At 63.5% G+C, this 20,167-nt stretch carries 11 protein-coding genes; 6 read left to right on the top strand and 5 right to left on the bottom strand.

Translation table 11 applies throughout. The annotated features are described in order from the left end of the window. The first annotated feature begins 256 nt into the window (after positions 1-256). The 5 genes from QM996_RS01040 (at position 257) to QM996_RS01020 (ending at position 13,144) form a co-directional block, all read left to right on the top strand. Complete coding sequence (locus tag QM996_RS01040) at positions 257-7,765, top strand: type I polyketide synthase (RefSeq protein WP_500268920.1); 7,509 nt, start codon at positions 257-259, stop codon at positions 7,763-7,765. Next, complete coding sequence (locus QM996_RS01035) at positions 7,762-9,177, top strand: aminotransferase class I/II-fold pyridoxal phosphate-dependent enzyme (protein ID WP_500268919.1); 1,416 nt, start codon at positions 7,762-7,764, stop codon at positions 9,175-9,177. The genes QM996_RS01040 and QM996_RS01035 overlap by 4 nt, the downstream gene beginning before the upstream one ends. 95 nt (positions 9,178-9,272) lie before the next feature. Then, complete coding sequence (locus QM996_RS01030) at positions 9,273-10,112, top strand: SDR family oxidoreductase (RefSeq protein WP_500268918.1); 840 nt, start codon at positions 9,273-9,275, stop codon at positions 10,110-10,112. Positions 10,113-10,209: 97 nt separating this feature from the next. Further along, positions 10,210-11,802 carry an LTA synthase family protein gene (locus QM996_RS01025; RefSeq protein WP_500268917.1) on the top strand — a complete coding sequence of 531 codons (1,593 nt, stop codon included), beginning with the start codon at positions 10,210-10,212 and terminating at the stop codon, positions 11,800-11,802. Positions 11,803-11,833: 31 nt separating this feature from the next. Further along, on the top strand, positions 11,834-13,144 hold the full coding sequence (locus tag QM996_RS01020) for a capsule polysaccharide biogenesis protein (RefSeq protein ID WP_500268916.1): 1,311 nt from the start codon (positions 11,834-11,836) through the stop codon (positions 13,142-13,144). A 31-nt stretch (positions 13,145-13,175) separates the two neighbouring features. On the opposite strand, the gene QM996_RS01015 is transcribed toward QM996_RS01020, so the two are convergent. After that, a complete protein-coding gene (locus QM996_RS01015) occupies positions 13,176-14,348 on the bottom strand; it encodes an MFS transporter (RefSeq protein ID WP_500268915.1) in 1,173 nt (390 codons plus the stop codon). A gap of 48 nt (positions 14,349-14,396) precedes the next feature. Between QM996_RS01015 and QM996_RS01010 the strand changes: the two genes are divergently transcribed. Further along, positions 14,397-14,921 (top strand): Lrp/AsnC family transcriptional regulator, encoded by a 525-nt coding sequence (locus tag QM996_RS01010; protein WP_500268914.1) that lies wholly within the window; start codon positions 14,397-14,399, stop codon positions 14,919-14,921. A 53-nt stretch (positions 14,922-14,974) separates the two neighbouring features. Here the strand turns inward: QM996_RS01010 and QM996_RS01005 are convergent, their stop codons facing one another. From QM996_RS01005 to secD, 4 genes are all read right to left on the bottom strand, one after another. Then, entirely contained in the window at positions 14,975-15,985 is a 1,011-nt protein-coding gene (locus QM996_RS01005; RefSeq protein ID WP_500268913.1) for a KpsF/GutQ family sugar-phosphate isomerase, read from the bottom strand. Between the two features lie 145 nt (positions 15,986-16,130). After that, entirely contained in the window at positions 16,131-16,586 is a 456-nt protein-coding gene (locus QM996_RS01000) for an RrF2 family transcriptional regulator (RefSeq protein ID WP_113536486.1), read from the bottom strand. Positions 16,587-16,823: 237 nt separating this feature from the next. Beyond that, positions 16,824-17,036, bottom strand: a complete 213-nt coding sequence (locus QM996_RS00995) for a hypothetical protein (RefSeq protein ID WP_173515543.1) — start codon at positions 17,034-17,036, stop codon at positions 16,824-16,826. A 547-nt stretch (positions 17,037-17,583) separates the two neighbouring features. Further along, positions 17,584-20,124 carry a protein translocase subunit SecD/SecF gene (secD, locus tag QM996_RS00990; protein WP_500268912.1) on the bottom strand — a complete coding sequence of 847 codons (2,541 nt, stop codon included), beginning with the start codon at positions 20,122-20,124 and terminating at the stop codon, positions 17,584-17,586. Positions 20,125-20,167: the final 43 nt, after the last annotated feature.

Raw genomic sequence — 20,167 nt, 5'->3', positions numbered from 1 at the left:
GCGTCTTTCTGGTCATACCTTCTCTACCTTGAGCGTGGTTTATCGCCCTATCCGCCTTGGACTGGCGTTGACAGCGTGTATATCTTCAGTCTTTAGGGTTGAAAGCTAGGGACTTTAAGTTAAAAGCTGACTAATGAGGCGGAACGAATATAGCTGGGGGAAAGCCCCGCAGCATGACGATTGGCGATTGCATTTCGTCCCTCGACACGCAATCGCAGATGCAACTTTAACGGCAGTTTAGAGCGTTCGATCATATATGGCTGTTGAGATTATTGGGCGTGCATGCCTCGCCCCTGGAGCAGAATCGCCTTCGGCGTTGTTCAAACTTCTTCGTCAGGGCAAGTGCACCGTCACCAGCATTCCGTCGGATCGCTGGGACGTTGCGCGATTCTGGCATCCGGTCATGGGCACGCAGGGCAAGACCTATTCCTTCGCCGCCGGCGTCCTGGACCAGCTCTATGATTTCGACCCTGCCGTGTTCGGCATGTCGCAGCGCGAAGCCATGTACATGGATCCGCAGCAGCGCGTATTGCTCCAACTCGCCTGGCGCGCGCTCGAAGATGCCAATATCTCCGCCACCTCGCTGCAAGGTGAGAATGTCGGCGTCTATATCGGCGCATCGAGCCTCGACCACGCCAACCTGACGGTCGAAGATCCGGCGGCAGCCGGCCCTTACTTCATGACCGGCAACACGCTGTCGATCGTATCGAACCGCATCTCGCACATCTTCGGGCTCAGCGGCCCGAGCATGACGGTCGATACCGCCTGCTCCTCGTCGCTGGTCGCGCTGGACCAGGCGATGCGGGCGCTGACGGCGGGTGAGATCGACACCGCGATCGTCGGTGGTGTCAATATTCTCGCCCATCCCCTGCCCTTCGTCGGCTTCGCCCAGGCGCGCATGCTTTCACCGGAAGGGCTCTGCCGCGCCTACGACAACGACGGCGCCGGTTATGTGCGCGCCGAAGGCGGCGTTGTCTTCATCCTGCGCCGCTCGGACCGGGCCCGCCGCGAGAAAGACCGCAGCTATGCGCGGATCGTCGCGACCGGGGTGAATTCGGCCGGACGCACCAACGGCATTTCGCTCCCCTCCCGCGAAGCGCAGGCCAATCTGCTCAGGGCAATCTACGAAGGCAACGGCATCGACGCCAACCAGGTCGCCTTTGTCGAGGGCCACGGCACCGGCACCAAGGTCGGCGACCCGGCCGAAGTCTGGTCAATCGGAACGGTCATCGGCGCCAAACGCCGCGCACCGGTGCCGATCGGTTCGATCAAGTCGAACATCGGCCACACCGAACCCGCATCCGGCCTCTTCGGCATGCTGAAGGCCGTGATGGCGCTCGAAAACAACTATCTGCCGGCCTCGCTGCACTTCGACACGCCGAACGAGCATATCGACTTCGACGGTCTCAACGTCCGCGTCACGGCGAACCCGATCGAACTCCTGCGCGGCAAGCGCGCCCGGCTCGCCGGCATCAATTCCTTCGGCTTCGGCGGTGCCAACGCACATGTCGTCATCAGCGATCCGGAACCGGCCGCCGACGAAAGGACGTCGACCCCATCGTCTTCCGGCCATGTCTTCCTGGCAAGCGCCCACACGGCATCGAGCCTGGAAGCGCTTCTCAGCGACTACAAGGCGGCTTTCGCACATGCTTCCAAGGGTGAGGCGCGCGCGATGATCGCGGCATCCGGTGCAAACCGCACCCATATGCGCCACCGCTTCGCCGCCCGCAGCGACCAGCCCGAAGATATCGTCCGCGCGATCGCCAGCCATCTGGAAAAGCCGGGCTCCGGCATCGGCGAGGTCGGCGAAGCCGTCGTCCGCGACGCGAAGGTCGCCTTCGTCTTCTCCGGCAACGGCTCGCAATGGGCCGGCATGGGCGTCGAGGCCTTCCGTGAAAACCTGCATTTCCGCCAGTGTTTCACGTCCGTCAGCGCGCTGTTCAAGTTCCACTCCGACATCGCATTGACCGATCTTCTCACCGACCCCGATCTCGACAAGAAGCTTGCCGACACGAAGATCGCCCAGCCGCTGCTCTTCGCGGTCCAGGCTGCCCTCTCCGATTCGCTTGTCGCCATGGGCATCAAGCCGGTCGCGGTCTTCGGTCACTCCGTCGGTGAAATCGCAGCCGCCTACGCCGCCGGCGCGCTGTCGCTCGTCGACGCCGTTTCGATCGTGGCGAAGCGATCGCTGCATCAGGACCTGCTTGCCGGGAGCGGCACCATGGCCGCCGTGATGCTCGGCGAGGAAGCCGCTCGCGCCTTTGCCGAGGCGCGCGGTCTCGATGACCTCTGCGTCGCCGCGGTGAATGCCCATAACTCCGTGACGATATCGGGACCGGCAGACCAGATCTCGACCTTCCGCGACGCTGCACGCAAGGCGAAGATTCCGGTCCAGATCCTCGACATCAACTATCCCTTCCACCACCCGATCATCGATCGGGCGAAGGACGCCTTCCTCTCAGACATTCCGGACATCGCACCGCGCCGCACGGAACTCGCCTATCTGTCGACGGTCACGGGCGCCGCCCTCGAGGGCACGCAGCTCGACCCGGACTACTGGTGGAAGAACGTGCGCGAGCCGGTCCGCTTCCAGGCGGCGGCCGAGGCCGCAATCGAGATGGGTTGCCGCCTGTTCATCGAAATTTCGCCGCGTCCGATCCTCTCGTCCTATGTGAAGGAGACGATCAAGCAGGCCGCAGCCCCGGGCATGGTCGTGCCGACCCTCTTGCGGGATGTCGGTGAAACCGGCCAGGATCCGATCTCGGCGGCGATGGCGCGTGCCGTCGCGCACGGCGCGGTCGTCGACACGACCCGTGTCTTCGGCAAGCGCAACGCATCGATCGCGCTACCCAGCCTGCCGTTCGAGCCCGTCGAACTGCGCCCCGCAGCCACGACCGATGCCACCGACCTCTTCGGCAGGACCGCCAGGCCCTACCGCCTGACCGGTTGGCGCAGCGACCCGAACAGCGGCAGCTGGAAAAACCACGTCGACGCCCATCTCTTCCCCGACCTCGCCGAACACGTGGTGGACGGCAAGGCGATCCTGCCAGGCAGCGGCTTCATCGAAATCGCCGTCGCTGCTGCGCAGCAGTTCTACGGCAGCGACGAGGTCGAGATCACCAATCTGGAGATCGTTCGTCCGCTGGAACTCAGCGAGACGAAGATCATGGAACTGTCGACGGTGCTTTCGCCGGAGACCGGCGACATCGAGATTCGCTCGCGCGAACGTCTTTCGGAAGACGATTGGGCCGTGCATGCGGTTGCCCGCTGCCGCAAGCCATTGCCGGCCGAGGAACGCTCCTATCCGTCGCTCGCCGGCTTGGCGAAGACCGCAACGGTTGCGCCTGCGCGCGCCTATGAGACGGCAAAACAATTCGGCCTCGACTACGGCCCGCGCTTCCAGTTGCTGGCCAAGGCCGTCGCCTATGGCGACCGGTTGGTCGACGTCGAACTGAAGACGCCTGATGCGGCCGGCCACCCGCTCGTGGCCTACGCCTTGAACCCGATCTCTGTCGATGCGACCTTCCACGGGCTCGTCGCCCTCTTCGATCGTTTCACCGGCGACAAGAGCGGCGCCCCCTATATCCCCGTTCGCTTCGGTTCGGTACGGGTCGTCAACGGCAGTCAGCCGATTGCGCGCGCGATGATCGAGATCGAGCGCGTCAGCGCCAATTCGATCAAGGCGAAATTCCATTTCTTCGACAAGTCGGGCGCACCGATCGCGCATTTCGAGGATTGCCGCTTCCGCCGGACCTATCTGCGCAAGCACAAGACGCTCGATGCGCTGTCCTTCCACTACGAAGCGGTGCAATCCGAAGCGGCGCTGCCGGGCCTGCAGACCAAGTCACCGGCGCCGATCAAGATCGCCATGCCTGCTGCCCGCGAAGCCGGCGTCGACAACACGACGTTGCTCTTCAACGCGGCTATCTACCGCGCCTGCCAGGAGATTGCGCTCAAGCTCGGCAAGGGTCGATCGACCATCCAAGGCAACAGCCTTCCTGGCGATTTTGCGTTCCAGTGTTTCCTGACGAGCTGCCTCTACGTGCTGGAAGACGCCGGTCTGTGCGAGCACAAGGACGGCGTCTGGACTGTTGCTCAAGACTTCAATTTGCCAGGCGTCCCGGAGATCCTGCGCGAACTCTACGGTGAGCGGTCCGACCGTGCCGTCGAGGCGGTATTGATCAACAATGCCTATGCGGAGGCCCTTGCGCGTCTCGATGCTCTCCAGGCCGGCGACGAAGCGGCTCTTGGCGCCAACTTCATCAGCGATGCCACGCTCGATCATCAGGCCGTCCACTCGGAGGCGAGCCGGGAACGAATGGCGTTCGTTCTCGAAGCGCTCGAAAAAGCTCTCACCGCACAACCTGCCGGCGCTCGCCTTCGCATCGTCGAACTCGGCAGCGTCTCGTCCGCCTTCACCCGCCGTCTGGCGACGCTCGCCGAAAAGCACGGCGCAAGCCTCACTGTCTTCGAAGCGCGGGACAACGCCCAGCGTGGCCTCGAGCTCGCCTTCGAGAACGATGCCCATGTGCGCATTCTCAAAAAGGGTGAGCTTGCGACGCTCACCTCCTTCGACCTCGTCGTCAGCGCTTCCGAGGGGCTCTACAGCCTGATCGAGGACGACGTGGCAGTGCGTACCGCACTTCGCTCGGCACTGCGCGACACCGGCGGACTGATAGCCGCCGTCAGCGCCCCGTCGCTGTTCAACGATTTCGCCCTCGGACTTTCCGAAGGATGGTTCGCCCGCAGCCAGACTGCGGAATTCCCGATCGGCAATCTTGCGGCCGTGCCGCACTGGCAGAAGTGTCTTGGGGATCTCGATCTGCGCGACGTCAATATCGCCGACCGCGAATGCGCGAGCGGCAATGTCATCCTGCTCGAAGCGCACGGCGCCGCCGCGACTTCCGTGACTGCCGAAGCACCGGTGACCGGCCCCTATCTGCTGCTGCAGATCGCGGGCGACAAGGGCAACGCGCCTTCGGCACCGGCTGTTCCGGTCGATCTCAGCGGCGATATCGCAGCCGACAAGGCGGCGCTTCTCAGCGGCTTCGAGGCCCTTGGCGAACAGCCGCTCCGGGCCATCTTCCTTGCGTCGCCGGCAGCTCAATCCCGAGCAGATGATTCCGCTTCGCTGCAGACGCAGATCCTTGCTCTCGGCGCCTTCGCCGAAGCCTTGCGCCAGCATCTCGGCGGAGCCGAACCAGCCGGCGACAGTCGCCCGCGGCTCGTGCTCGTCGCGCCGGGCGGAGCGCCGATCGCGAGCCGGGCAACGGGCGCAACGGTTGCAAGCGACGGCGTCAATGCTGGTCTCTGGGCGTTCGCCCGCGTGCTTCAGAACGAATACGAGTTCCTTGATGTGCACGCGCTCGATATCGACGGTTCTCCGACCACGATCGAGCAGATCGCGGCAGCCTCTCCGCTGCTCGGCAGCGCCAGCGCCAACCGCGAGTGGCTGATCGAGGGAGAAGATGCGGCGCTTTCCGAAATCCGCGCCGTGCCGGGTCCGGTCGACAATGCGCATGCGGCGATCGATAGCTTCAAGGCTGCAACGATCCGCCAGCGCGTCAGCTCGCAGGTGGGCAGCATTGTCTGGGAGGAAAGCGACATTCCCGCCGCAGGTCCGGGTGAAGTCGTCGTCGCGGTTGCGGCGACTGGCCTCAACTTCCGCGATGTGATGTGGGCGATGGGTTTGCTGCCCGAAGAGGCGCTCGAAGACGGTTTCGCAGGGGCGACGATCGGCATGGAACTCTCCGGCCACGTGGTTGCCGTCGGCGCAGGCGTCGATGATCTTGCCGTCGGCGACGCCGTCATGGCGATCGCATCCTCAGCCTTCTCGACCCATGCCGTCGTCTCGCGCGCCGGCGTCGCCAGGCTGCCGCAGTCGGTCAGCCCGGTGGCCGCAGCAACGGTCCCCGTCGCGTTCCTCACTGCCTACTACGCCATGGTCGAACTCGGCCGCATCCAGCCGGATGAGACGATCCTCATCCACGGTGCTGCCGGCGGCGTCGGCCTTGCCGCACTGCAGGTGGCCAAGCTCAAGGGCGCCAAGGTCATCGCCACGGCTGGCACGCGCGAGAAGCGCCGCTTCCTGTCGATGCTCGGCGCCGATCATGTCTTCGATTCCCGCTCGCTCGGCTTCGTCAACGACGTTCGCGCGGTCACGAACGGAGAGGGCGTCGACCTCGTCCTGAACTCGCTCTTTGCCGAAGCCATGGAACAGAGCCTGGCGCTGGTGAAGCCCTTCGGCCGCTTCCTCGAACTCGGCAAGCGCGACTACTATGCCGACAGCAAGATCGGTCTTAGGCCTTTCCGCCGCAATGTCAGCTATTTCGGCATCGACGCCGACCAGTTGCTGGTCAACCAGCCGAAGCTCACCAAGCGGATCTTCACCGAGATCGGTGCGCTGTTCGAAGAGGGCAAGCTGACACCGCTTCCCTACCGTGCCTTCGACTTCGACGAAATCGGCAACGCCTTCCGGCTGATGCAGAATGCCGGCCATATCGGCAAGATCGTCGTGCTGCCTCCGGTTGTCGGCAAGCATCGCGTCGCCAAGCGCCCGCATGGCGGCATGAAGGTCGATCCGAACGGCATGCATCTCGTCATCGGCGGCATCGGTGGCTTTGGTCTCGCTGCTGCCAACTGGCTCGTCGAAAAGGGAGCGACGAAGATTGCGCTCTGCTCGCGCCGCGGGCAGGCAGATGCCGAAACGACGGCGATGATCGAGGTCTGGGCGAAGGCCGGCGTCTCGGCCACCGTACACGCTTGCGACGTCACCGATCCGGCGGCGACAGAGCGTCTCCTGAAACAGTTGCGCGCGATTGCACCGCTCCGCTCGATCGTCCACGCCGCGATGGTGCTCGACGACGCGCTGATCAGCAATCTCAACCGCGAGCGCAACCGCCCAGTCATCGATACGAAGGCCAAGGGTGCCGCCGTTCTCGATCGGCTGACCAACGACGACAGGCTCGACAACTTCATCCTGTTCTCGTCGGCGACGACGCTCGTCGGCAACCCCGGTCAGGCGAACTACGTCGCCGCCAACGGCTACCTCGAAGGTCTCGCCCGCGCCCGTCGCGCCCGCGGTCTTGCGGGCCTCGCCGTCGGCTTCGGCGCGATCGCCGACAAGGGTTACCTGGTCCAGAACACGGATGTGAACGATCTGCTCGCCAAGCGCATCGGCAAGACGGCGCTGAAGGCACAGACGGCGCTCGACATGGTCGAGAGCCACCTGGCCTTCGATCCGGGCACTGTCGATGCGGCGGTGGTGATGATCTCGGAGATCGACTGGTCGGCCGCGCGCAACCTGCCGGTTGCCCGCAACGCCCTCTTCGAAGTCATTCTGCGCAGCGCCGACCAGCACGCCACCGGCGGCGAAGGCGCCCAGATGGACCTCGTGGCGATGATCGAAGGCAAGTCGCCGCAGGAAGCCGAGGACATTCTCTTCGACCTCGTCGCCGGCGAGATCGCCGGGATCCTGCGCGTGTCCAAGGATACGGTCACGCGAGCCAAGGTGCTAAAGGAAATCGGCCTCGACAGCCTGATGGCGGTGGAACTCGGCATGAGCTTCCAGCAGAACACCGGCTTCGACATGCCACTCAGCGGCGTCGCGGACAACACGACAGTTGGCGATGTCGCCCGCAAGCTCTATGAAAAGGTGAGCAAGCGCGACCAGAGCGACGATGCCGAGCCCGCCGACGACAAGATCGTCAGCGAACTCGCGCAGCGCCATGTCGGAACGGCGAAGGAAAAAGCACAGAGCCAATGAGCACGAACGGAAACGGCCCAGGCGCATCCAAGATGACCAGCAGCCTCAAGGAGAACCTGCTGGACCGGATGAGAAACACGCATCAATCCTCCGAGCGCAACCGCATGGCGCGCTCGGAGCGGGAGATGCCGCCGCCGGCGCGCCGGCAACAGGCCCGTTTCGAAGACCTGCCGGAATACAAGCAGGTGATGACCCAGAAGTTCGCGAGCGAACAGCTCGGCATCGCCAATCCGTTCTATCGCGCGCACCAGACCGCGGCCGGGGCGACCACCGTCATCGACGGCCGCAAGCTGATCAACTTCGCCTCCTACGACTATCTCGGCCTCAACCGCCATGCGGAAGTTTTGTCAAAGGCAAAGGACACGATCGGCACCTTTGGCATTTCCGCCTCGGCGAGCCGTCTCGTCGCCGGCGAGCGGCCCGTGCATGTGGCGCTCGAAGAGAAGATCGCGAGCTTCTACGGCGTCGATGCCGCCGTCTGTTTCGTCAGCGGCTACCTGACCAACGTCGCCGCCATCAGTTGCCTGATGGGCCCGAAGGATCTCGTCGTCCATGACGAATTCATCCACAACAGCGCGCTTGCCGGCATCAAGCTTTCCGGCGCGACCCGGCGGCTGTTCAAGCATAATGATGTCGCCGATCTCGAGCACGTGCTGCGCACGGTTGCCGGCGACTATCGCCGCATCATGGTCATCGTCGAGGGCATCTACTCGATGGACGGCGACGTCGCCGACCTGCCGGCTCTTCTGAAGCTGCGGGCCGAATACGGCTTCTGGCTGATGGTCGACGAGGCGCACTCGCTCGGCGTCCTCGGCAAGACCGGCCGGGGGCTTGCCGAGCATTTCGGCGTCGATCCGCACGAAATCGACATCTGGATGGGCACGCTTTCAAAGACCACGTCGAGCTGCGGCGGCTACATCGCCGGCAGCGAGGCGCTGGTCGAGGTGCTGAAGGCATCTGCCGGCGGCTTCGTCTACAGCGTCGGGCTTGCGCCCGTGCTGGCGGCAGCCGCGACCGCGAGCCTGGACGTGCTGGAGCGCGAACCGGCGCGGACGGCGGCACTGCGCCGCAATGGCGCTCTCTTCCTGAAGCTTGCCAAGGAAGCGGGCCTCGACACCGGCCTCTCCAGCGGCTTCTCCGTCGTGCCGGTTATCGTCGGCGATTCCCTGCGGGCCGTTCAGCTTTCGAACGACCTGCTTGCCGAAGGGGTCAATGCACTGCCGATCATCCACCCGGCGGTGCCCGAAGGGCTTGCGCGCCTGCGCTTCTTCATCACCAGCGACCATACGGAAGAGCAGATCCGCCGGACCGTAACGCTGACGGCCGAACGGCTGACGGACCTCACCGAGCGCAATTTCGGACTGGGCGGCATCGACATCGATCAGATGATGAAGGCACTCTCGGCGCGCTGACCCGAGATCAGCATTGCCACCGCATTGTTTTCGCGCAATTCCGAGCGCAAAAGCGCTTCGGACGTTCCTGGAATTGCTCTTGGCGGGATATCAGCATGACGCATGTGATCATCACCGGTGGCTCGAGCGGGATCGGATTTGCAGTTGCATCGATCTACGCGGCTCGGGGTGCCCGCGTCTCGCTGATCGCGCGCTCGCGCGACCTTTTGGACCGGGCGCACGCGGATCTCGCCCAATTGAGCGGGAGCGGCGCCGACTATATCGGGATCGAGCCTGCGGATGTCGCCTCGGAAGACGAGCTCACAGCTGCGGTCCGGCGATGTGAAGCCGCCTTCGGACCGTGCGACATCCTCATAACATCGGCCGGCATCGTCGAGCCCGGACGCTTCGAGGAGCTCGACAGCGGTTCATTCCGGCGCCAGATCGAAACCAATTTCTCCGGCACTGTACATGCGGTCCGTGCGGTCTATGACGGCATGAAGCGACGTGGCCATGGCCGGATCATGATGATCTCGTCCGGCGCGGGCCTCATCGGCATCTATGGCTATTCCGCCTATTGCGCCTCGAAGTTCGCGCTCCACGGCTTCGCTCAGGCGCTGCGCTCGGAAGCCCGTGCCCACGGCATCGGCGTCTCCGTGTGTTTTCCGCCGGATACGGAGACACCGCAGTTTCAGCGCGAGCTCGCAAGCCGGCCTGCGGAAGCGGCCAAAATCATGGGCACGGTCCGTCCCTGGCCGGCGGACGCCGTGGCGAAGACGATTGCCAAGGGGATCGATCGGGGGCGGTTCGAAGTCTATTTCGGCACCACGCTCTTCCTGCTCGGTCGCTTCGCGCCCGCCGTCCGCCCCTTGCTCAACTGGTGGTTCGACAGGGCGATCGCGCGTGGCGGCAACACTGCGACGCATAATGGTGGAGTGTCGGAGCGACGGACCTGACAGCGCTTGTACGACCAAGCGATAGGATTTAAGTGTCGGGCGGATGCTGTGCCGCATGAAGCGGCGTCGGCCGGCATGAAGACATGAAGGTTTCCGCTTGGCGTTGCTTCCCTTTCAACTGCACGACTACCCCATAACACTGACGCTTAGTTGTTATCTGCTGTCCTGTGCAGTGATCTTCTTCACCGACCGATTTGCGCTTCCGAAGCGGGAGCGGCGCGCTCATCCCTCGCCCTTCGGGCGAACGCAGGACGTGGTCGACGCACTTGCGCGCCTGCCGGTCATCGCGCTGGTCTTTGCCGGTTTCTTCGCCGGCTCGTGGCGACCGCTTTATGCCGCCGCCGGCACGATGAGTTTCTTCATCATCTTCACCGGCATTTCCCGCGCCAAGTTCAAGTTTATCCGCGAACCGCTGATCTTCTCGGATATCGCGCTCGTCGTCGACGTGTTCAAGTACAAGACGATATTCTACGCGAGCTCTTTGAACGTCGTCTTCTGGACCGTCGCCTTCCTCTATGTCTTCGGCGTGTCCGGCCTCTACATGTATTTCGAGCCGGCCATCCTCCCGGACCGGGGCAAACTGTTCTGGATCCTGCTGATGCTCGGGATCGCCTACGGTCCATGGCTCCTATTGTTCTACGGCCCGGTCAACCGGCCCACGGCAGCGCTGGTGCAAAGGCTGCTGAAGGTGCTCGACGTCAAGATGAACACGGTGCGTTTCGGCACCTTCGGCTCGGTCGTCTTCCGCTTCATCGTCTGGCTTGGCGTCCGGCGGGAGAAGATCGTCGCCGAGCTTTCGGAGATCGTCAGAGCCGCCGTGCACGACCTTATTGGCGATGACGGCTCACCGCTGATCGTCGTCTGGCAGTCCGAATCCTTCATCGACATGCGGCATTTCGGCGTCGAGACCTTGAAGATGCCGACGCTGGACCGGCTGCGGCGCGAGGCGGTGCAATGGGGCCGGCTGAGCAGCGTGTTCGAAGGCGGCTATACGCTGCGCACGGAGTTCGCGGTCATCAGCGGCCTCGTGCCTGACGACATCCACGTCGATGCCAGCTACCCCTATCTCAGGGCCTCGCATTATGCCGACGTGGTCTGGCCCGGAAAGATGAAGCGTGCCGGTTGGAACACGCATTTCATCCATCCCTATGACCGCACCTTCTTTCTCCGGCACAAGGCGATGCCGCAACTCGGCTTTTCAAAGCTGACAATGCTCGACGGTTTCGACCATCGGCCTGACAGAGACGGGCCATACGTCTCCGACGAGAAACTCGCGGCCAAAGTGATCGACGCATGCGACAAGCTGCCAGAGGACGAAAGCGGCTTCGTCTTCGTCGCATCCATGGCCAATCACGGCCCATGGGAGCCGGGTCGCGTCGGTGATCTTACCAAGCCCGTCGATATCTATCTGGCCATTCTGGAACAATCCGACGCGGCCCTGAACACGCTGAGCGAGCACCTCGACAAGCTGGATCGCCCGGTCTGGCTGGTCTTCTACGGCGACCATGCGCCGCTACTCAAATCCTTTGCCGACCCCTTCCCCGACCCGCGCACCGACTACCTGATCGTGCCGCTTGCCAAGGCAAAGTCGTCCTCCCACAAGCCGGTGGAGCCGAGCAACGTCGAAGCCTGGAATCTCATCGAGGCCCTGCTCAACCACGCCAACCTCAGAAAGGATACGCTGCGGTAGCGGCGGTGGTGGACGGATGGAAAACGCTTCGATGACATCGGCTGGAGCGGTCGATCGGCCAAAGCGACGGGTGTTCCTGTTCCTGCAGGGCCCGTCCTCGCCGATCTTCCGCAAGATCGCCGATCGGCTCGAAGCACGCGGGCACACGTGCCTGAGGATCAACCTCAATGTCGGCGACCAGATCATCTGGGGCCGCAAGGGTGCCTCCAACTATCGCGGCACGGCAGCCGACTGGCCGACCTATATCGAGGCTTTCATCGCGCGCCATGGCGTCACCGATATGCTGCTGCTCGGCGAGGAACGCGCCTACCACCAGGCGGCAACCAAGGTCGCGCGCCGCAGAGGTGTCGCAGTCGCCATCGTCGAAATGGGGTACCTACGGCCGGACTGGCTGACGCTCGAGCGCGACGGCATGTCCTCGAATTCGCATTTTCCTTCCGACCCAGCGCGGATTCTCGCGGCGGCGGCGGGCGTTCCGGAGCCGGACTGGCGCAAGCATTACAGCCAGACGTTCCTGGCGGATGCGAGCTACGACCTGCTCTACAATCTGCCGAACGTCTTTCTCTGGTTCCTGTTTCCGCACTATCGGCGCCACGCGATCTTCCATCCGCTCGCAGAATATGCGGGCTGGATCCGCCGGCTCCTGTCCGAAAAGAAACGCAACGCCGAAGCCGAGGCGACCGTTGCCAGACTGCTTTCGGAGGACGCCCCCTATTTCGTCTATCCGCTGCAGCTCGAAACCGATTTCCAGCTCAGGGCACATTCGCCGTATCTCAGCCAGAAAGACGCGATTGCCGAGGTCCTCAGTTCCTTCGCAGCCTTCGCTGCCAGCGACGCGCGCCTGGTCTTCAAGGTGCACCCGCTCGACAATGATCTGATCCCCTGGCGCAGGATCGTCGAAGAACGAGCGGCCACCCTCGGCCTGAACGGCCGCGTCTTCTATCTCGACGGCGGCAATCTCGATACGCTTGGAGAGGCAAGCGCAGGCATGGTCACGGTCAATTCGACTGCGGGCCTGCACGCGCTGAAACAGGGGCGGCCGGTGAAGGTGCTCGGCACAGCTGTGTTCGATATCGCAGGGCTGACCGACCAGCAACCGCTCGATGATTTCTGGCGCGCGCCGCAGCCGCCGCAAGCGGAACTGGCAAACGCGATGTTCCGTCTGCTCGCAGCCTCGATCCAGGTGCGCGGCAACCTCTATTCGCGCGCGGGGACCGATGCCGGCGCCGAGGCGATCGCCAAGCGGCTGCACGAAAACAGCCTCAATCAGCCAGGCGCATTCGTCGACCCGCCACCGCGCCGAAAGCCGGAAAAGCGGCCGAGGATCACCCCTTCCGTGTGAAGAAAACGGGCATGACGGCGGACCTATCAGCCTAGCGCCGCGCGGTGGCGACGGCGAAAGCGGCCAACAGCATCAAGCAGGCGGCGACCAAGGGCAGCACGAGGAAAGCTGCCCGGGCATAGGCCGCACCGAAGCCTATCGTGCCGACAAAGAGGGCGAGATAGGTGACCCCGCTGTTCAGCCCCATGATCGCGCCGCGTCTGGCTGGATCGAGCCCGGTGAGCCGCATGATGAGCACGTTCAATCCGAAATGATTGGCAAGCCCCCAAAGGAAGACGACGGCCAGCATGCCGGAGTAGGAACCGCTCGCGATCGCCATCGCAACATAAACGCCCGCCACTGCCAGAAAGATCAACGGCAACAACCGAGCCGCGCCAAAGCGATCGATCAGGCGGTCGAGGAAAGCGGCGGCGCCGAACCCGAAGCCGTAGGAAACGGCGATGAGACCGTTGGCGGTGACAGGCAAGCCGAGTGCGGCATGCAGATGCTCGCCGATATAGGCGTAGACGCCGTAGAAGGCGGCCATGAAGGCGGCGCAGGCGACCAGAAGCGGCGCGACGCCGCGAACACTTAGCGCTGCCAGCGGCGATGTCACTCTGCCGGTGGCGCCTTCCTGCACGGCCGCGAACTTGACGACGGCGCAAGCGATCATCGTCGCGGCGGCGACAATGACATAAACAGCGCGCCAACCGGCAAGATCGGCGATCGCTGCCGATAGCGGCACGCCTGCCACCATGCTGAGCGTCCAGCCGGTCAGCACCAGGCCGATCGTCTCGCTCTCACGCCCGGCCGGCGCAATGACCGAGGCCAGCGTATAGATCGAAGGCAGCGCAATGCCTGCGGCGAGACCGACGACGAGCTGTGCGGCGACAAGGAACGCAAGCGACGGCGCCAGCGCACTGCCGCCGAGCCCCGTAACCAAAAGCAGGAGGGCCGCAGCCAACATGCGGCGCGGGCCGTAACGGTCGATGAAGCGGCCAAGAAAGACGGCACTGACGGCCGTGCCAAGGCCAAAAGCGGCGGAGGCCGTCATGACGCCGGGGACGTCGGCGCCGAGGCTTCGCGCCACTTCCGGCGCGATCGGCCCGAGCGCGAGCGAGTTGCAACCGATGACGCCGATGCAGATGGTGAGCACATAGGCAAAGGGCGGGATACGCACCCTGTCCACGGATCGATCAGAAATGGATTGATTGATGTTCGTCATTACCTCATGTTTGCAGAATGAAATTCAGCCGCAAGAGGAAACATCGGAATGGATCAAAATACAGATGACGTTCGGCGGAAGCGTCCGCCGGAGCGCGACCTCGACGCGATGGACCGAAAGCTATTAGGCGTTCTGGTCGAGGACGCGACGACGAGCTACGTCGAGCTTGGCGAACGGGTCGGACTTTCGCCGCCGGCGGCGCATGAACGCGTGAAGCGCCTCAGGCGTTCGGGAGCGATCCGCCGCGTCTCGGCGCTGATCGATCCCGAGGCCGTCGGCAAGACGTTACTCGCCTTCGTCCATGTCGACACGACCGGTTGGGGGAAGACGCAAGCACTGCTTGCCATCGAGGAATACCCCGAGGTGGAAGAGATCCACTCGGTTGCTGGCGATACCTGCATGCTGCTCAAGGTCCGCACCGAAAACACGCACGCGCTCGAAGGGCTGCTGGCGCGCCTCTACGACACGCCAGGCGTCAAGGCGACGCGCAGCTATGTGGTGCTTTCAACCTATCTGGAGCGACCGGTGCAGCCGGGCACGACGAGCGACTGGCCCGCCGTGGTCAAGGACTAGGGCAGCTTCCGCGAGGCGCACGGCGGTCGGAGGAGCCTTGCGACCGCAAGCGCTCAGACGACGCCGGCGCGCAGCAGGTCGTGAATGTGGAGGATGCTGACGGGCGCTCCGCCATCGTCGACGACGAACAGCACCGTCACCTTGTGCTGCTGCATGAACTCCATGGCGCCGCTCGCAAGCACGTCACCGCGGATCACGCGCGGATTGCGCGACATCACCGCTTCGACCGGCTGCAAGAGCAGATCGCCCGACATGTGGCGGCGCAGGTCGCCGTCGGTGATCACGCCGATCAGCTTGCCGCTGTCCTCGACGATGCCGACGACGCCAAAACCCTTCGACGACATCTCGATCAGCGCTTCGCTCATCGGCCGGCCGGTCTCAAGGAGCGGCATCTGCGCGCCCTCGTGCGCCAGTTCGCGGACCAGCCGCAATTGCGCACCGAGCTTGCCGCCGGGATGGAACGTCTTGAAGTCTTCCGCCGAAAAACCACGACGTTCCAGAAGCGCGATCGCCAGCGCATCACCAACGGCGAGCTGCAGCATGGCGGACGTCGTCGGCGCGAGGCCGTGCGGGCAGGCTTCCTGCACCTTGGGCAGCACGATCGGCACTTCGGAGTTCCGCGCGAGCACGCTCTCGCGGTTCGCACAGATCGAGACGATCGGTACGTTGAAGCGCTTGGCGTAGGTGAGCATGTTGGCGAGCTCGGCCGTCTCTCCCGACCAGGAGAGCAGGATCAGCACATCCTGGGAGGTGACCATGCCGAGGTCGCCGTGGCTCGCTTCCGTCGGATGCACGAAATAGGCAGAGGTACCGGTCGATGCCAGGGTCGCGGCGATCTTGCGGCCGATATGGCCGCTCTTGCCGACGCCGGAAACGACCACGCGTCCCTGGCTCTCGCCGATCAACTCGACGGCATCGACGACGCTGCGGGCAAAGACTTCGTCGGTGCCGAACTGTTCCGCCAGCGCCTTGATGCCGGTCATCGCGGTCGTCAGTGTCCGGCCGATCGACTCCAAAGCCGCAACCGCGGTGCGCTCCCGCGCCGATGCTTGTCTCAAACCCATGATGACCCCGATTCTGCGAAGACCTAAGCGGCAGGCTGCAGCGCTGCCCGCCAGACCATTGACGGCAGATAAGCGCTTTTTCTTGGCAAACCAAGCCTTGGAAGCAGACTTCGGGGGAAAACTGGCGTAATCGGCGGCGTTTTCGTCAGCCGGCCCGCTTTTCTTCCAGCGTTTCGAGCGGCATCGACTTGTCTGCCGCAAATTCCTCGAGCGTCATCGAGTCGAGGATCGCCGCGACGGCGTCACGCACCGTCGTCATCGACACCCGCACCTGACAGGTCTCGGGATCGTTGCAGTCCTCGCAGACCTCATAGGCCGTACGGCTGGCACAGCGGATCGGCGCGAGCGGCCCATCCAGCGTGCGGATCACGTGACCGATACGAATCTCGGCGGCCGGCCGCGACAGCGAATAGCCGCCGCCCGGCCCCTTCTTCGATCGCAACATGCCGGCATTGCGCAGTTCGAGCAGGATCGTATCCAGGAACTTCTTCGGAATGTTGTTGCGCTGTGCGATTTCGGTGATGAAGGCGGTCTCCCCCGGCTCCAGCCGAGCAAGATCGACCAAGGCCTTCAGTCCGTATTTTCCCTTCTTCGTCAGCATTCCGGCACGCTTTCCCTGCGGCTCCCACGAACGGGAATCATCCGCGCAAATGCAAATATATCTTGGCATAGCACAAGAAACGTACTGCCAACATATAATTATAGTGGGGAATTGGCCGAAGTCGCGGTTGCCGAGATCTCTCGCCGAGACTGGTACGATGCGGAATGCTTCAGGAAAAACGTTCGCCCCCGGAGAGGGATGCGGGAGGAAAGCCGAAAACGGCTTTCCTCACCCGTGTCAGGCGGCTGCGCTGTGACCGCGCCGTTCCGCCGATACGGCCTGGTGGGCCAGCAACTGGCGGATGGCGGCGCGCGCCTCGTCAGCCGAGCGGAAGCGCTTCGCGTCCAGATCCCAGACGTGATACTTCACCGCCAGGAACTTGAACCGGTCCGCATCGGGGACGACGACTCCGACGGCTTCGCCGCCATATTCGATAACCTGCTTGCTCATACAAATAACGCTCCTTCCACGCCTGAGGCGCGGAGACTTCAATTTCGGCAAAGATGAATCGAGGGCTGGACGATCACATTCGGCAAAGATTGCGAATGAGACGTTTTTTCTCTGTTGCGCGACAAAGGGGACGCGTGCCGCAGAAGGCGGCGGTCGAGACGTTTCCGAACATGTCACTCTCCTTTGGCTGGCCCGGCATCAGCATGCCGGTGCGTTTGATGAACAACCGTGAGGCGGGCTCACCGCCTCACGTATTGGCAGACTAGAATAATCTACCAATTCCGTCAATTAAAAAGATGAAGAAGTGAAAAATAATTCTCACCCTTCAAATTTCATGGGTTCCGGACGCAAAATCCGTCTCCCAACCCCGAAACCGGAGACCTCTGCTATGTAGTAGCGAAGAATCAGTCTGCAAGGCACGGTGGGATAAAGACAGCACATTCGGACAAAAAAGGGGCGACCCGCCGGGCCGCCCCTTCACGTTTTATATCTGCGGCTCGGGATCAGGCGGCTTGCGCCCGCATCCCAATCCGGCCTTGCAGGCCGCTCACGCCGCCGGCGTGCCCGCCTGCGGCGTGCTCGTGCCGGTACGGGACCCTTCGCGGTCCTTCCACCAGCGATTGAGGAAGAGCAGGATCGGGCCGCCGATATAGATCGACGACGTCGTCGCAACGATAACACCGAAAATCATCGGCCAGGCGAAGCTCTTGACCGCGTCGCCGCCCCAGATTGCCATCGGCACCAGCGAGAAGGCCGTCGCCATCGAGGTGAAGATGCATCGTGCGATCACCTGGTTGATGCTCATGTCGATCAGCTCCGAGAACGGCATCGACTTGTACTTGCGAAGGTTCTCGCGCATGCGGTCATAGACCACGACCTTGTCGTTGACCGAGTAACCGATCATCGTCAGCAAGGCGGCAATTGCCGTCAGGTTGAAGTCGATGCCGGTGAGCGCGAAGAAGCCGATCGTCTTGGTGATGTCGAGCAGCAGGACCGCGATCGCGCCAACAGCAAAGTGCCACTCGAAGCGGAACCAGATGTAGAGCAGGATCGCCACCATGGCGAGACCGACGGCAAGGAAGCCCGAGCGGGCAAGCTCGGTGCTGACGGTCGGACCGACGACCTCGGTACGCTCGAAGGTCGCGTCCGGAATCGTCTGGGCGACGGTATCCTTGATGCGGTTCAGCGCCGCCGTCTGCTCCTGCTCACCGCCCGGCTGGCGCTGAACGCGGATCAGGACCGACTTGTCCTGGCCGAATTCCTGCAGCGCCACTTCGCCGATGTTGAGCGCCTCGAGATTGTGGCGCAGCGCCGGAAGATCGAGCGTGTTCTTCGAGGTGGTCTCGACCTGAATGCCGCCGACGAAGTCGATGCCGTAGTTGAGGCCCGGCGTGAAGAACAGCACCACCGAGCTTATCGACAGGAACGCCGACATGCCGATGGCGACGAAGCGGCCCTTCATGAAGGAGAAGGATGGAAGCTTCGGCACCCGGCCGAACAGCGACGGGATCTCGAGCTTCTTCATCTTCCGGCGAACGACGACCTCGCGCATCATCAGGCGCACGACGGTGATCGACGTGAACATCGAGATGATGATGCCGAGCATCATGGTGACGGCGAAGCCCTTTACCGGGCCGGAGCCGAAGGCAAACAGGAGCACCGTGCCGGAAAGCGTCGTGACGTTGGAGTCGATGATGGTCGCGTAAGCCTTGTTGAAGCCGACATCGAGCGCCTTCATCGCGCCCGCGCCGCCTTCCGTCTCTTCGCGGATACGCGCGTTGATCAGGATGTTGGCGTCCACCGCCATGCCGATGCCGAGAATGATACCGGCGATACCAGGCAGCGTCAGCGTCGAGCCAAGCATCGCCAGCAGAGCGATCGTCAGGATCGTGTGCAGCACCAGGCCGATATTGGCGATCATGCCCCAGGCGCCATAGAGCACGACCATCAGGGTAACGACGAGTGCGAAGCCGGCAAGGCCGGTATAGATGCCCATGCGGATGGAATCGCTGCCGAGATTCGGGCCGACGGAGCGCTCTTCGATGACGGTCAGTGGAGCAGGCAGCGCGCCCGAGCGCAGGAGCGCCGAGAGAACGGTCGCTTCCTGGGCGGTGAAGTTGCCGCTGATCTGACCGTTGCCGCCAATGATCGGCTCGCGGATGACCGGCGCCGTCAGGACCTTGCCGTCGAGCACGATCGCGAAGGGCCGACCGACATTGGCCTGGGTGATTTCCGCGAATTGGCGCGCGCCGAGCGAATCAAAGGTGAAGGATACGATCGGCTCGTTGGTGCGCTGGTCGAAACCGGCCTTGGCGTCTGCCAGGCGCTCGCCCGAAATCGCAACACGGCTTTCGACGGCGTATTTGTTGGTGTCGTGCGCACCCGGCAGGATGTCGACGCCGCGGGGCGCCGGCTGGTTGGGATCCACGGTCTGATCGACCATATGGAAGCTCATCTGCGCCGTCGAGCCGAGAAGCTGGCGCAGCGCCGTCGGATCTTCGAGACCCGGGAGCTGGACGAGGATGCGGTTGGAGCCGACGCGCTGGATCAGCGGTTCGGCAACACCGACGGTGTCGACGCGCTGGCGGATGATTTCCAGGCTCTGCTCGACCGCCTTGGTGGTGCGGTCGGCGAGGCCGGCCTCGGTCATCGCGACCGTGATGGTATCACCATCTTCAGTCACCTCGATATCGGAAGCCGAGCCGCCGAAACCGAGCGTTCCGACGGGGGCAGCCAGTTCCTTGAGCTTCGGCAGAACCTTCTCGCGGTCGGCCGGGTCTTCGATCTTCACCGTCACTGTATCGCCGGCGATGCGGGCCGACGAAGCCGGAACGCGCTCGGCGCGAAGCGCCCTGCGCGTATCGTCGAGCAGGGTTTCCAGGCGAGCCTTGCGCAGGCCAGCGGAATCGACTTCGAGGACGAGATGCGAGCCGCCCTTGAGGTCGAGGCCGAGCGTCACCGGCTTGACCGGCAGCCAAGCGGCGAACTGTTCACGTTGTGCCGGCGTCAGCACGTTGGGAAGCGCCGCGATACATCCGAAGATGATCACGACGACATAGACGAGAATCGCCCATTTCGATGTACGCATGTTGTGGTTCCAGAAGAGCCTGCACGGGCACAGGGCGCGTCGT

The organism is Sinorhizobium chiapasense (genome assembly GCF_045277575.1).
GTDB classification, from domain to species: domain Bacteria; phylum Pseudomonadota; class Alphaproteobacteria; order Rhizobiales; family Rhizobiaceae; genus Ensifer; species Ensifer chiapasense_A.
This window is presented reverse-complemented; position numbering and strand designations above follow the sequence as displayed.

Excerpts from the sequence above, each read along its gene's own strand:
- QM996_RS01035 (WP_500268919.1), top strand. The coding sequence starts at position 7,762 with ATGAGCACGAACGGAAACGGCCCAGGCGCATCCAAGATGACCAGCAGC.
- QM996_RS01015 (WP_500268915.1), bottom strand. The coding sequence starts at position 14,348 with ATGACGAACATCAATCAATCCATTTCTGATCGATCCGTGGACAGGGTG.
- QM996_RS01040 (WP_500268920.1), top strand. The coding sequence starts at position 257 with ATGGCTGTTGAGATTATTGGGCGTGCATGCCTCGCCCCTGGAGCAGAA.
- QM996_RS01010 (WP_500268914.1), top strand. The coding sequence starts at position 14,397 with ATGGATCAAAATACAGATGACGTTCGGCGGAAGCGTCCGCCGGAGCGC.
- QM996_RS00995 (WP_173515543.1), bottom strand. The coding sequence starts at position 17,036 with ATGAGCAAGCAGGTTATCGAATATGGCGGCGAAGCCGTCGGAGTCGTC.
- QM996_RS01020 (WP_500268916.1), top strand. The coding sequence starts at position 11,834 with ATGACATCGGCTGGAGCGGTCGATCGGCCAAAGCGACGGGTGTTCCTG.
- QM996_RS01030 (WP_500268918.1), top strand. The coding sequence starts at position 9,273 with ATGACGCATGTGATCATCACCGGTGGCTCGAGCGGGATCGGATTTGCA.
- secD (WP_500268912.1), bottom strand. The coding sequence starts at position 20,124 with ATGCGTACATCGAAATGGGCGATTCTCGTCTATGTCGTCGTGATCATC.
- QM996_RS01000 (WP_113536486.1), bottom strand. The coding sequence starts at position 16,586 with ATGCTGACGAAGAAGGGAAAATACGGACTGAAGGCCTTGGTCGATCTT.
- QM996_RS01005 (WP_500268913.1), bottom strand. The coding sequence starts at position 15,985 with ATGGGTTTGAGACAAGCATCGGCGCGGGAGCGCACCGCGGTTGCGGCT.